The organism is Bradyrhizobium sp. CCBAU 51753 (assembly GCF_015291565.1).
GTDB classification, from domain to species: Bacteria; Pseudomonadota; Alphaproteobacteria; order Rhizobiales; family Xanthobacteraceae; genus Bradyrhizobium; species Bradyrhizobium ivorense.
Genome location: NZ_CP030037.1, coordinates 1,761,523 through 1,775,839, shown reverse-complemented (window position 1 = coordinate 1,775,839; position 14,317 = coordinate 1,761,523). Strand labels below are relative to the sequence as shown.

Sequence of the window (14,317 nt, the reverse complement as noted above, 5' to 3'; positions counted from 1 at the left end):
ATCGATCAATGCAGCCCAAGTTCAAGAAGCCAAACATCCCCTAAAAGAGCATTTTCACGAAATTCGCGTACCCGATTGGTAAGGGGATCAAGCTCGAAATTTGATGCGGCTGCCTGTATCGCCGCCGCATTCACAGCGTGAGTTCGGTCTCTTTCAACCATCATCGCCTCGCCCAGCCACGCTACGCCTTTGCTTGCCGCCATCGGGTATAAACTGTGATGCGGCAGCGAATGGCGTAGCTGCTTCGAGGTGAGCTCCATATGCGGGCACGCTTGCGCGGCTTGGTGCGGCATCTAATCCCAAAACAAACAGACCCGTTGCTCGATGGCGACGATAACCATCGGCGTCGCAATAAGCCCGCTGCGAGGACGTATCGCGCAAGCCCTCAGGCTTCATAGATTGGGGACATTCGAACCAGATCGGCAAACTAGTTGTCTCGCAGTAAAACGTCATATCCTATTTGGCTCATCGCCGCTGATGAGCCATTCACGGCTCTTCAGCTCAAACTCCCGAGAAAGCGAGCTGCGACGCGGCCGGTCCGGTTAGCAGCTGGTGTAGGGGCAACTGAGCCCCGCCCCTCACCGAAAGTCTCCACGAGAGGCTGCACCGGCCGCGCTCCATTGGATAAAGGAAGCCGCTTCACGGCACTTTCCACATGGCCAGCCGTCGGCGTATTTACGCAGCCGCTCTAGTGTGTATGTCCTGCGTTGTTGGAGCGATTTGTCGTGCTGGCTTAAGACACTCATCATACTCGGATGTAAGCTATACGATTGGCATCCAACACTCTATTGTACGAACGTAAGCTTTCGATATCGAAACGTTCGAAGACCTATACCAACGTTTGCTACTCTTTCTCATTTCGTCTTGCGTCTGCCGTCCACTATGCGAACTGGTCGATAACCCTATTGAACAGATTGCGTGCTCTGTTCGGACTCTGAAGGTGCGTCCGTTTTTGTAGAATACGATATTGGTGTGCAGCTTCACTGTGCCGGCTTGTATGCCGTCATTCCCAAATGCGTCGACAACTGCACCTCAGCACATCACTCTATCCGGCCGTGGCGAGACCACGCAAAATGGATATAGCATGTACCACCGTCGGCATCTATCTCATTGGAAACATCGCTGGAGCATCGCGTCTGGCTGCGCGTACGGCGTTTTCGTCCCGCTCGTTTGCTTAGGACCATCGCGGGTGTCAGGCGGACCGCCTGTGTTAACGGACGTTCTTTTCTTGAACCTGAATGGTACAGTCGAGAATAAATCAATGTATATAGTGCACATTTCTATATGAGGTGTATGACCTAGAGTAACGATCGCTTTCCTCTTATTGCGGGTGGTGCGCGCTTGCGCATCTAGATCGAGAAAGCGCTCCGCAAATTGCGTTTCGAAAGGGCGCTTTCGTTCCGGCGGAACTAAGAGAAACCATGGCGGCTCAGGACTCGAAGCGGCGCGTGGCGCTGATCACCGGTGTCACCGGGCAGGACGGTGCCTACCTCGCCGAGTACCTGCTCGGCCTCGGCTACACCGTGCATGGCATCAAGCGGCGGTCGTCCTCGTTCAACACCGCGCGCGTCGATCACCTCTATCAGGACCCGCATGTCGGCAATGTGCCGTTCCTGATGCACTACGGTGACATGACCGATTCGACCAATCTGATCCGGCTGATGCAGCAGATCCGGCCGACCGAGGTCTACAATCTGGCGGCCCAGAGCCACGTCGCGGTCTCCTTCGAGAGCCCGGAATACACCGCCAATGCCGACGCGATCGGCGTGCTGCGCCTCCTGGAGGCGATCCGCATCCTCGGCATGGAAAAGGAGACCCGGTTCTACCAGGCCTCGACCTCGGAACTGTACGGCCTGGTGCAGGAAGTGCCGCAGAAGGAGACCACCCCGTTCTACCCGCGCTCGCCCTATGGCGTCGCCAAGCTCTATGGCTACTGGATCACGGTGAACTACCGTGAGGCCTACAACATGTTCGCCTGCAACGGCATCCTGTTCAACCACGAGAGCCCGATTCGCGGCGAAACCTTCGTGACCCGCAAGATCACCCGCGGCGTCGCCCGCATCGAGGTCGGCCTGGAGAAGACGATCTATCTCGGCAATCTCGAGGCCAAGCGCGACTGGGGCCATGCCCGCGACTATGTCGAGGGCATGCACATGATCCTGCAGGCCGATAGCCCCGACGATTTCGTGCTGTCGACCGGTGAGACCCGCTCGGTGCGCGAATTCATCGAGCTGGCGTTTGCCGAGGTCGGCCGCAGCGTCGAGTGGCGCGGCAAGGGTGTCGACGAGGTCGGTATCGACAAGGCAACCGGCAAGACCGTGGTGCGGATCGACCCGACCTATTTCCGTCCGACCGAGGTCGACCTTCTGATCGGCGACGCCAGCAAGGCGCGCGCCAAGCTCGGATGGAAGCCGAAGACGTCGTTCGCGCAACTGGTGAAGGAAATGGTCGCCGGCGATCTCGCCGAAGCCAGACAGGACGCCGCCAATGGCAAACGCTCCGTTTGAACTGAAGGGCAAGACCGTCTTCGTCGCCGGCCATCGCGGCATGGTCGGCTCGGCGCTGCTGCGCCGGCTGGCGCGCGAGGGGGCGGACCTCTTGACGATCTCGCGCAGCGAGGTCGACCTGCGCAACCAGGCCGCGGTGGATGCCTGGTTCGCCGCCAAGCGGCCGCAGGCGGTATTCCTCGCCGCGGCCAAGGTCGGCGGCATCGTCGCCAACAACACGCTGCGCGCCGAGTTCCTCTACGACAATCTGGCGATCTCGACCAACGTGATCCAGGCCTCGCATGCCAATGGTTGCGAGAAGCTGATGTTCTTCGGCTCGTCCTGCATCTATCCGCGGCTGGCGCCGCAGCCGCTGCGCGAGGACTCGATGCTGACCGGCCCGCTGGAGCCGACCAACGAGCCCTACGCGATCGCCAAGATCGCCGGCATCAAGATGGCGGAGGCCTATCGCAGCCAGTACGGCTCCGACTTCATCAGCGTGATGCCGACCAATCTGTACGGCCCCGGCGACAATTATCACCCCGAATACAGCCACGTCGTCGCCGGGCTAATCCGCCGCTTCCACGAGGCCAAGGTCTCGGGCGCGGGCAGCGTCGCGATGTGGGGCACCGGCGCGCCGCACCGCGAATTCCTCTATGTCGACGATCTCGCCGACGCCTGCATCCATCTGATGAAGACCTATTCCTCGCCGGAACTGGTCAACATCGGCACCGGCGAGGACATCACCATCGCCGAACTCGCACTCATGGTCGCGGCCACCGTCGGCTATCGCGGCGAGATCAGCTTCGACACATCGCGCCCGGACGGCACGCCGCGCAAGCTGCTCGATGTCAGTCGTCTGGCCAGGCTCGGCTGGCGTGCCCAGACCTCACTGGAGGATGGCATTCAGCTAACGTATCGGGCATATCTTGCCGATAACAAATGGACGGCTGCTTGCCCCGACAAGTGGCGTAAGCAGGCCGATCCGAGGATCCGTGGGCGGGTATCCCCTCGCTGCCCCGTCCCTCGACGTAACGATTGACTTTGCCGCGCGTTGCCCACGCTCTTCGTCAGCAGCGCTTGGACGTCCGATCATCCAAGTGACACGCACATTCTAGCTACGGTTCAGCGAACCGACTCGCAGGAACAGAGGAATGGTTGTGATCGAGACGTGCCGTCTTACTGCTATCAGGTTGAGACCTGATCGCCCCTCAGTCTCGACCGACGGCGCCGCAACCGATCATCGGTTCGAAACGCGCCGGCAACCTTTTCCTCTCGATCAGCGGCCTAGCGAGGGTCGGCTATGACCATCCGCGCCGACAGCGTGACGATGCACATGAGCGCGCCTAACATGCCGAACGCAAAAGGCAAGCCGGTCATGTGTGCGACGAGCCCGATGCTGGCGGGACCCATCAGTATACCCGCGTAGCCGGCTGTCGTGATGACCGCGATCGCAACGCCTACCGGCATCACCTTCTGTTTGCCGGCGCGGCGACACAGTACAGGTACAACATTTGAAATACCCAATCCAATAAGCAGGAACCCCGCCATGGCAATCACCGCAACCGGCGCGGCGACCACAGCCAGGAAGCCTATCATGATTGGTAGAGTTCCGAGCATCAAGGTGGCACGGTCGCCAATTCGTTCCACCACGGCATCTCCACCGAGACGTCCTGCAGTCATCGCGATGGCGAAGAGCATACAGCCAAAACCTCCATGCGCCTCAGCGAGAAGATCTTGCCCAACGAGAAGCAAAGCGCCCCAATCAAGCATTGCACCTTCGACAAGAAACGTAATAGCCGCGAGCGCAGCTATTAGCACCACACTGCGATGGGGCAAGACAAACACTGGCCCCCGCTGCCTTACGCTCGTCGCTGTCAACCGCGGCCAGGCCGACACAATCGCGATCATCATAAACGCCGAACAGACTAACGTCGAAAAAAGCGGACCAAGCTGAAGCGAGAGGAACAAAGTCACGACGGCAGATCCGGTAAATTCTCCGATGCTGTAATGGGCATGGAAGCCGGACATCAATGGACGGCCCGTGACGCGCTCCAATTCGAGCGCATAAATGTTCATGGCGACATCGATCGAACCGAGTGAAACGCCGAAGGCAAACAGCGTGGCGCCCAGCGTAAGAGATGTTCCGGCGATAGAAAGCCACGGCAGGATAAGCGCGAGGCCGAGTCCACCCACGAGGATAATGGGCTTGCTGCCGTACCGCGCGTTCGACACGCTGGTCAAAAGCATAGCGAGAACGGATCCCATTCCGAGACAGAGCAGCAGAAGACCAAGCATGCGCTCGTCTACCGCGAGCCGCTCCTTGGCGAGCGGCACCAAAGGCGCCCACGCCGCAAGACCAAATCCGGCGACAAAGAACGCAAGTCGCGTCCCAAGCAGGCCGGTAGCCCAATTGGCAGATGGTATCACAGGCACTCCTGAGAGAACGGGCTCGTAAGCGCGGCGCCCCTCATCCTGTGTGCGTCGCCTGCAAGCGGCCCGCAGCTCGACGATGATGGCCTCACGTTGACATTTTCATTGTTGCAAATGCGATGCCATCGTAAAAGCTCGGGCCACCGCTAGAGCGGCGAGCGTCAACGCGGATGATCGTCAAGCCCCAGACACGTGTTTCGGCCTATCGTTCTCGGATGGGCTAGCCTTGCGAGGGACGCTAGTCTTTGCTTGTTTCCGACAGTCAGAAATGCAACAGCTCGAGATGGCTTTGTCGCAAAGCGCACAAAGCCGACGGCACCCGGACCTTGCGTGTACTTCGAGAAGAACACCACAGCTAGCGCGAATACGGCCGTAGGTTCCCCGGCAGAATTTGTTGTCAATCTGGAAGCTCTCATCAGAAGCAAGGGCGCCGCGCTACGCCTGAGCTCAATACAACGAATATTCGTGGATCTGTCTTCCGGATAACGCCGTATCAGCGAGCACAACCCGCGGCTGTGCGGCGCACGATTTTCGAACCCGCTATTGCTGCGGCAGCGACCGACGGCTCTGCATTTACGGCTGGCATTTCCGAAGCGTCTCCGCCCGTCCAATGGCCGGCGAATTGCCGCCTCGTTGTTGGGAAGAAATTGCACCGCATGTGGCTCGGATCGCGATAAGGAAACTCTCCGCGGAATATCGCACAGATGATCTTCAAACGTGGACGGCGCTTGGAGTGATTTCCGTCCCGTTCGGATGATCTGCCGCGATCCGATGCCCCGGTGTAGTGTAGAAGCTCGCCGCGGTCAGCTCCGGTCCACTGGCATATGGAACAAGTTGGGCGGTGAGCAGAGAGCATGGTCTTGGATCGCGCCTGGGCTACGGTACGGAGTAACGATTGCGAAGGACCGTCCAGGCACAGCCGAATGCTCTAGGAGGTCGGAAAGACCCGTTGAAACTCACTCCACGGATCTTCGGCGCAGACGCTGGTGTTTCGAGACAGTCCCGACCGTGAATTTGCCAGGATCACAAGGCTGACGGTCGGATCGTCAGCCAGCAGCTTCGTACCGTTTTGCATCGTCGCAAAGGCAAGCCGTAATCCCGGTCGGAAATGGAGCGTGCCACGTGCCTTCCCGAAGCTGCCGGCCAACCGGTGTAGAGCAGTGCGCCCGGCGGCCCCCTGGCCGCAGCTTTGATGATCGCCGCAAAATGAGCGCCGTGGCCATCGATGACCGACGGAACGGCGATCGCCCGCAAGCCGTCAATGTCGGGCTCGATACCTGAGAATTTCCCTTATTCCGGCTTCAGACTGCAAGATGGTTTCCGCGCCCCACTCGATGTGTTTGTGTCTCGAGTGATCCGTTTTTTGACCGATTAGCGCTCGCAGGCGACGATCACAACGACTTCGAGTGGTAAGGCTGCAACAACTGCCTCCGAAGGTTCAGAGCTGCGATTCCAAATTCCCAGCGTCAGAGCGCTGGGTTATCATCGAGCAATCAACCAAATCCTCCCTGCCATTTATGTTGCCGCCAAAAAGGCAACAGCGGCGTCGCGTGCAGTCATCAATTACCTTTGCTATCGGGCTGGTCAGGTCAGGACGCGCGCATGCTCGATACTGAGGCGCCCGCCGACATCCCTCAAGCGCTTATATCCGCAGAACGCCGTGACTGTCGCTCTGACCAGGTCGGACTGTGCGTGGTAAAGAAAGGGTATAGCAAGCAAAAATCGATCAGTATCGTCGCCGTCATCACGCTGTAAGCCCAGGCGTTCTGCACGAGATCAAGCTCGATCAGCACCCGTGACAGACCGAATCCCACGATCCAAGCATCAAAGCTCATGCAGATACGTCGGAACATCTCCGGATCAAGCCGCCGAATGACGTAGGATCCCAGCGGGATGCCGAGCACAACACTGGGTATGAAGGCGTAGAGCAGGCTACCGCTTTGGGAAATGAAAAGGCCGAGCTTGTAATAGACAAAGGCGGTCGCGCTCGATTCCACTACGCGAACCAGGGCTAGGCCGGCGCGAAATTCGTTTTTGACCAGGCCCTGGTTGTTAAACAGCATGGCCAAAGGCGGGCCGGAGATAGTCGTCACCGAATAGAGGATGCCCAGCATCGCCCCGAAAGGCAGACCGATCAGCCAGCTTGCTTCGATGGGGCGGCGCCAACCCGCGGCTTGCAGCAAGATCAGAGGCAAAATGATCGTGTACGTGGCGAATTTGATCCACCCCGGCTGCAGTGAGGCCAACGCATAGCCGCCGAGCGCAATGCCCGGCAAGAGCCCAAGCAAGATGGGAAACACTCGTCCCCAAACCGCCGGCACGCCCTTCAGATTGATGAAGAGGACGTAAACGTTGACGAACACCTCGATGACGACGATGGCGGGATTGAGAATGCGATTGGTGTAGAAAACCAGCGCAAGGGGTACAGTGAGCGACGAAAAACCGTAGCCAATGGCTCCATTTACAAAGGCCGCAAAGCAAGTTGTTGCGGCCAAAAATAACATAGCACCATCAAACTCAGGCATCCTTAACTTTCCTAGTCCGGAGCACGTCCGACCACACGTGAGCGGATCAGACATGGGCATTGATCATCAGGATTGCGGCAGATTCTGACCACCAGCTTCACAGCTTCGACCGCCTTCACATTGGCTTTGGCTGTGGCCAAGCGCAAAGTTCAACAGTTTCTCCCATTATCCACTTCGGCTGTACACTTCCCCTACGCGACCACGATCGCTCAGCCAATACGGGTCAGTCCATTTTTCGGCTGTTGATCGATGGTTTTCGTGTCGAAGCCAGGATTGCGACGGTCGTAGATATCATGGCTCCTGACGACCAGTTTCCGAACCGTTCACCGGTTGACTTGAACTGTCGGTAAGTAACCCTAAGGCCGTTGCAACCCAGAGGTCGTCCGTTTCAACTATCAATGTGACGCGCTCAGATGGAAACAAGTGATTCTCCTCCAAAGCCGTTGGGATAACAGCAACACCACCTTTTCAGCATCGCCGACAAGTTCTTCGCCGGACGCCTGACGCTCGCCAAGCAAGGCAGCACGGAGTGAAGATCTCAATGCGCGATTCAGTGTGAAGCCGTCCTAGGCTCTATCGCTGACCGCATCGGCATCATGAGCCGGCCGTATTTTTGGCGGTGCAGTCCTTCACCTCGGGCGAATGATGGGTCGACAGAAGGACGGCAGGCGGAGATCATCCTTCGGTACCCTCGCGAATTCGAGCCGATGAAATCACCCCGGTCGGCGAACAACGCCCTATAGGGAGCAACCATCGAGCGAACCAGGATTGAGTTATCGCTATTGCTTGGCCAGCTGGGCGTCAGCGGCGCCGGTGAGTTCAACCTCGGTGCCGTTCTTCGCGTGGCCGGCACTCGCCTCGGCCCGGTGATCGGACGCGATCGCGACATAGACGGCCGGCAGCACGAAGAGAGTGAAGAGCGTGCCGATAGACATGCCAGCGACGAGCACGAGCCCGATCGAAAAGCGACTCGCGGCGCCAGCTCCCGTTGCGGTCAACAAGGGTATGAGGCCCGTGACCATCGCCGCCGTCGTCATCAAGATCGGACGCAATCGGACGCGCGCCGCCATCTCTATAGCCGAGCGACGGTCAAGTCGTTCCTTGAGCTGCAGTTCATTGGCGAACTCAACCATCAGGATGCCATGCTTGGAAATCAACCCGATCAGCGTCAGCAGTCCGACCTGGGTGTAGATGTTCATTGTCCCCCAGCCCAAAAACAGCGGTATCAAGGCGCCGACGATTGCCATCGGCACGCTGATCATAATAACAAGGGGATCGCGCAGACTTTCGAACTGCGCCGCAAGCACCAAGAATATGACGATCAGGGCAAACGCGAAGGTGATGGAAAGTTGGTTACCCTCGTGCACATATTGCCGGGCGTCGGCAAGGAAGTCGTGGCTGAAGCCTGCGGGCAGTTTCTTTGCTTGCGCTTCCAGGAAGTCCACGGCCTGACCGATCGTGACGCCGGGCATCGGCACGGCTTGAAAGGTCGCGCAGTTGAGCTGGTTGTAGTGCGTAAGTGCGTTCGGATCAGTCGCAGTCTCCATTGAGACTACGGTAGATAGCGGAAGCATCGAGCCCGTCGCGGTCTTCACATAATAGTTCCCGATCGCTTCCGGGGCCAGGCGTTCCTCGCGCGGCACCTGCGGAATCACCTGGTAGGAGCGGCCCTGCAGATTGAAGCGATTGACGTAGTTTCCGCCAAGTAGGGTGGCGAGCGCGTTACCGATATTCTGCATCGTGATGCCAAGATCGTTGGCCTTCGATCGATCGACCTTGATTCGTACCACCGGCTGGTTGAACTCGAGGTCAGAGTCGCTGACCATGAACAGACCGCTCTTGCGCGCGGCATCCTTCAGGTTCGACATCTGCTCATAGACGGATTGGAAACCTAGTGTCGAATTGATCACCATCTGCACTGGTAGCCCGTCCGTGCCTCCCGGAAGCGGCGGCAGGCTAAAAGCAAATGCGTTAATACCTTCGATTTTGGACAGTTCGACCTGGACAAAGGACTTTAGCGCGATCGATGACCGCTTGCGCTCATCCCAAGGCTTGAGCAACATGCCGGCCATCCCCGCCCGCGAGCCGCTAGTGCCGTTGAGCACGAAGCTCAAATCGGTCTCGGGAAACTTCTCAAACGCCTTCTCGAGCTTGGCGCCGTAATAGTCGAGGTAGTCGATATTGGCGTATTTCGGCGCCTTAGTTAGCGCGAATACAATACCTTGATCCTCCTCCGGCGCGAGTTCCTTGGAAGTGTGCATATAGAGAAAACCCACGAGACCCAGCATGGTCAGGGCAAACAGCCCGGTAATCGGACGATAGTCGAGCGAGCGGTCGAGCTGGCGTCCGTACCAGCGTGTCGTGGCGCCGAACACGCGGTTCACAACTCTTGCAAACCGCCCCTCCTCAGCACTCTTCAGGAAGACCGAGCACATCATCGGCGACAGCGTCAAAGCGATCACGCCCGACACGATCACCGCGCCCGCCAGCGTAAACGCGAACTCGCGGAACAGCGCACCGGTGAGCCCCCCGAGAAAGCCGATGGGCGCGTATACGGCGGCCAACGTAATCGTCATGGAGACGACGGGGCCCACGATCTCGCGCGCCCCTTTCGTCGCAGCCTGCAGGGGCGGCGCACCTTCTTCCAGATGGCGATGAACGTTCTCCACCACCACAATCGCGTCGTCGACCACGAGACCGATCGCGAGCACCATCGCAAGAAGGGTAAGGAGATTGAATGAAAACCCCAGCGCCAGCATCATGCTGCAGACACCGACGAGCGACAACGGAATGGTAACGACAGGAATGATGACCGAGCGAAGCGAGGCCAGGAATAGGAAGATGACCAGCACCACTATCACGACGGCCTCAATGAGCGTCTTCTCCACTTCATCGATCGACGATTGAATGAATTTGGTGGAATCGTAGGCCACGTTCATCTTCAGTGCTGGCGGCAAGTTACGCTCCATTTCTGGAAACAGCGCCCGAACACCTCGCACTATGTTTAGCGGATTGCCTTGCGGGCTCGCTTGCACGCCGATGAAGACCGCGTGCTCGCCGTTCATGGAGACGCTGACGTCTGCCGTCTGCGCGCCAAGCTCGACTGTCGCAATGTCCTCCATGCGTACAAAGCCGCCGTCATTGGCTTTGACGACCATGCGCTTGAAGTCATCGACACTCCGCAGGTCGGTATTTGTCGTGACATCGGAGATAGTGAAGTAGCCCTTGGTCTGGCCGGCCGCGGCCTGAAAGTTATTGGCGGCGATTGCAGCCGAAACATCTGCCGGCGACACGCCGTGCCCCGCCATTTTCGCAGAATCGAGCCATAGCCGCATCGCAAAACTCTGGCCGCCCAGGATGTCTGCCGCCGCGACGCCGTCGACGGTCGACATAACCGGTTGCACGACGCGCGAGAGATAGTCCGAGATCGCGCTGGCTGTCAGTTCCGCACTGGAGAAGGCGATGTACATGACAGCGGTGGCCTGACCGGATGACTTAGTGACCACCGGATCGTTTGATTCCTTCGGGATTAAATATTTGACTGAATTGACCTTAGACAGCACCTCGGTGAGTGCCTCATTGGGATCGAAATTGAGCTTGATATAGACTTGGATCGTCGACGTACCGAGCACAGATGAGGAAGTGACATAGTCGACGCCATCTGCGGAAGCGAGCGCCTGCTCCAGAGGAGTGGTGATGAACCCCTGGATCATGTCGGCGGAGGCGCCAGGATAGGAGGTCGTGATATTGACGACCGTGTTAGACAGCTTGGGATACTGCCGGATTGGCAGAACAGTGGCCGCGCGAAGGCCGATCAGCAAGATCAGGAGACTGACTACGATAGACAACACCGGACGTTTGATGAAAAGCTCTGTAAATGTCATCTCGACTCACATTCAAAGAGGGTGACGCAAACTCGCTAGCAAGTCGCGCTACGGCCATCGTCATTAAAGCGGCGACTGCGGCCAAGCCCCTATTGTGAGGGAAACGAAAACGGCCGCTCTAAAGCCTCACATGTCCCCAAGCAGAGGCTCAATCCTCCGCTTACTCCATCCTCGTTGCTTGGATGAACACCGGCCCCGCTGGCTGAGCGCGATCTCGAACAGAGAGCGCCTTCGCAAGATAAAGACCCGCGTCTTTTTTTGCGCGCAATCAGCCTGAGGCCTGCCTCAAGATGCGGAGGTGGGTTCACGTGTTTCCATTTACTCTCGTGCTCAAGTCTGAATGGAGCGCAACGCCTTCTAGGTGAATCGCGTCAGTTCAAGGCTTCGACCGTTCGATCGAATGATTCAGCTTCGAAATCGAAAGTAGGGACAACCTGAAGGATGCTCAACTCTACAAAGGTAAGCGGGTGATATCGCATGGGCTGCAAAGCCTATACCAAGGTTTGATCTCGGTCCGACCCCAGGCGGGTCGGGCGACGGGCCAGTCTCGTAGGCGGCCTCGTGCCACTCAAAAGCTTCTTCTTGGGCGTTGTCACCATCTCTAGGTCGGCTCGCAAGCGATCGACTGCGCCATTCGTTTTGCTCGAGGCAGGATTTCGTGCAAATCTCATCTCGAAGTATCTAGTCCGTCCACACGATGGGGTTGGAAAAGCCGACATGCACAGGATTGACTCAGAGAGTCCGCGCGCATGAGAGATATGCACTCGCGTCATTGAGGGCTTTGCGCTGAGCGGCAATGAATGGGACGGTATCTATGTCGGCCAGGGATGACGAGTTGATCTACGCCGGCAAGGTCGACTACGGCTTCGACAAAGCCTCGGTCGTCGATCTCCACAAACGCCTGACGCCGCAGATCGGTAAGACGCAGCCCTACACCAACCGCATCGAGCACAAGACGATCTGGGTTGCGCCGAAGCTGATCGTCGAAATCGAGTAATCGTGCCAACTGCCGAAGGTAAGGTGCGGCATTCGCTCTTTCATGGTGTCGGGGAGGGATCTACTACCTCACCGCGCCGCAGCTGCTGCAGTGATACCTGCTGGGTCTGGGAGGCGAATCCGGATCAGCCACACAAGGACCACACGTCTGCATGTGCGGCCGCACTGTCGGATGCCGTGCCCGGTCTGTTGCACGCCCGACGATCACGGCTTTGTTCCGCCCTCGCCGCAAGGATGATCCAGGCCGGATCTATACCGGCGCTAGAGCGCCTACTCGTAATCCGCCGCGTCGGCTTTACGCCTAAAACCGGACATCGCCGGGTGACCACGGCATGTCGGTTATGGGCCATTAGGCAACATCGCGAGCTCAATTTGGTGCTGACTCGACGAACTCCTACGAAATTTCTTTAAACATACGTGTCCAGGTTGGTACGCTGCTTGCTTTGTTCAGGATCTCATCACCCACGATGATCTTTTGAGCGGACCTGCGTCGCCGCAATGCAAACTCCGCCCGGACGATCGCAGTGCGGCGAAACTATGGGAGCCGGTGTAGACCGGGGGTAGCGGCCTGAATAGCTGACTGCAGCGCAAAGGTGGTCGAGGGGGAGCAGTTGCAAAGGCCATCGTGACTTTTGGTGAGCCTATCGTTGTACACGATAGCGCCATTGATCCAATCACTTTACGCGTTCGATCTCATTAAGCTTCGCGTCTGATCTCGTTCTAGAACGCCGAGGTAGGACATGCATAGGCGTGGCGCGCGGTGATCGACCAGCCGCTGAAATGTCATATTTTTCAATGCCTCAGAAGGGACCTCATTCGTTCTCTCGATGAACCGTAATTCGCTTCCGGACCGTAGCTGTGGAGATTGAGGGCGCGATGACGTGTGTTGTTGGACTGGTTGATAACGGCACTGTTTACATCGGTGGCGATAGCGCTGGTGTGGCCTCGAATTACTCTCTCGTCGTCCGCAACGACAGGAAGGTATTCCGGAGCGGTGATTTCGTCATGGGCTTTACCAGCTCATTCCGGATGGGACAGCTTTTGGCGTTTGGCTTCCATCCTAACAGGCCGCGCGTGGGTGTCGATGTGATGACTTACATGGTCACCGACTTCATCGACGCCGTGAGAGCTCGAATGAAGTATGGGGGCTTTGCTAGGACGAGGGATTCTGCTGAATACGGCGGGACGTTCCTTGTCGGCTACGCCGCCCGGCTGTTCCATATCTCGGACGATTACCAGGTTGGAGAATCGGTCCATGGGTTCGATGCGTGCGGATGCGGTAATGCGATAGCGCTCGGCTCGCTGAGATCAACACGCGACTGGAAGGACCCCAAGGCACGCCTCATTGAAGCTTTGGGTGCCGCCGAGACGTTCAGCGCGGGTGTCCGCGGGCCGTTCTATTTAGAGCAGACGGACTGCACGAATAAGTGAACGATCGCTATCGTCCTAAGTCTGTGCAACGACGTCATGTGTGCCAGCCTGAACCTGCGTGAATCGGAATTTGCCTGAGTGAGGTGCTCCTGGACAGTCATCCGATTGAATTCCGAGCGATCGCCACATTGTTGACCGACCTCCATCTCAGCCAGAAGGTCCTTTGCGCATCGAAGTCCGGATGCTTGGGGCCGACTCAAGTCGTGCCCCCGTCTCATCGTCTATAAGCGGACAGCCACCGTCATCAGCCCTTGCTCGGAGCAGGGCCCATTACGGCATCTGCTGGGGCTCCGAATGAGACGTTTCCATAAACCCGATGTGTGCCGTGATGATCACCATGAACAGCATCGCAGCGCAGCCGCGCGGCAAGCAGATTCACGGAACAGCGGCGACCTTCGCTGAAGATCTATACCGGAGCCAAACTGAAAAAGATAAGTGATAAGGAGAGTAGCCCAAACCGAGGCGACCTTACTTAGGTTCGCGTATGGTTCCGTGTCCATCATTTATCGTTAGTTCGCCGTAGCAAGCAATGTGATACTTGCGTCCTACAACGGGCATCTCG

The 14,317-nt window shown here is 57.9% G+C and carries 8 protein-coding genes; 4 read left to right on the top strand and 4 right to left on the bottom strand.

The window, feature by feature from the left end:
- Positions 1–5 precede the first annotated feature (5 nt).
- Positions 6–260, bottom strand: coding sequence for a hypothetical protein (locus XH93_RS08220; protein ID WP_194473109.1), 255 nt, complete (start codon positions 258–260; stop codon positions 6–8).
- A 1,161-nt stretch (positions 261–1,421) separates the two neighbouring features.
- Between XH93_RS08220 and gmd the strand changes: the two genes are divergently transcribed.
- Both gmd and XH93_RS08210 read left to right on the top strand, forming a co-directional pair.
- A complete protein-coding gene (gene gmd, locus XH93_RS08215) occupies positions 1,422–2,507 on the top strand; it encodes a GDP-mannose 4,6-dehydratase (RefSeq protein ID WP_194473108.1) in 1,086 nt (361 codons plus the stop codon).
- Entirely contained in the window at positions 2,488–3,528 is a 1,041-nt protein-coding gene (locus tag XH93_RS08210) for a GDP-L-fucose synthase (RefSeq protein WP_194473107.1), read from the top strand. Before gmd ends, XH93_RS08210 begins: the two co-directional genes overlap by 20 nt.
- A gap of 245 nt (positions 3,529–3,773) precedes the next feature.
- Here XH93_RS08210 and XH93_RS08205 read toward each other — a convergent pair whose 3' ends face one another.
- From XH93_RS08205 to XH93_RS08195, 3 genes are all read right to left on the bottom strand, one after another.
- Positions 3,774–4,826 carry an MFS transporter gene (locus tag XH93_RS08205; RefSeq protein ID WP_246799685.1) on the bottom strand — a complete coding sequence of 351 codons (1,053 nt, stop codon included), beginning with the start codon at positions 4,824–4,826 and terminating at the stop codon, positions 3,774–3,776.
- Positions 4,827–6,553: 1,727 nt separating this feature from the next.
- Positions 6,554–7,444, bottom strand: coding sequence for a sulfite exporter TauE/SafE family protein (locus tag XH93_RS08200; protein ID WP_194473105.1), 891 nt, complete (start codon positions 7,442–7,444; stop codon positions 6,554–6,556).
- 779 nt (positions 7,445–8,223) lie between these two features.
- Positions 8,224–11,328 carry a multidrug efflux RND transporter permease subunit gene (locus XH93_RS08195; RefSeq protein ID WP_194473104.1) on the bottom strand — a complete coding sequence of 1,035 codons (3,105 nt, stop codon included), beginning with the start codon at positions 11,326–11,328 and terminating at the stop codon, positions 8,224–8,226.
- A gap of 814 nt (positions 11,329–12,142) precedes the next feature.
- Here XH93_RS08195 and XH93_RS42040 point away from each other — a divergent pair.
- Together XH93_RS42040 and XH93_RS08185 are read left to right on the top strand one after the other, a co-directional pair.
- Positions 12,143–12,325 carry a hypothetical protein gene (locus tag XH93_RS42040; protein ID WP_246799512.1) on the top strand — a complete coding sequence of 61 codons (183 nt, stop codon included), beginning with the start codon at positions 12,143–12,145 and terminating at the stop codon, positions 12,323–12,325.
- An 857-nt stretch (positions 12,326–13,182) separates the two neighbouring features.
- Entirely contained in the window at positions 13,183–13,755 is a 573-nt protein-coding gene (locus tag XH93_RS08185; RefSeq protein ID WP_246799511.1) for a hypothetical protein, read from the top strand.
- The last annotated feature ends 562 nt before the right edge of the window (positions 13,756–14,317 follow it).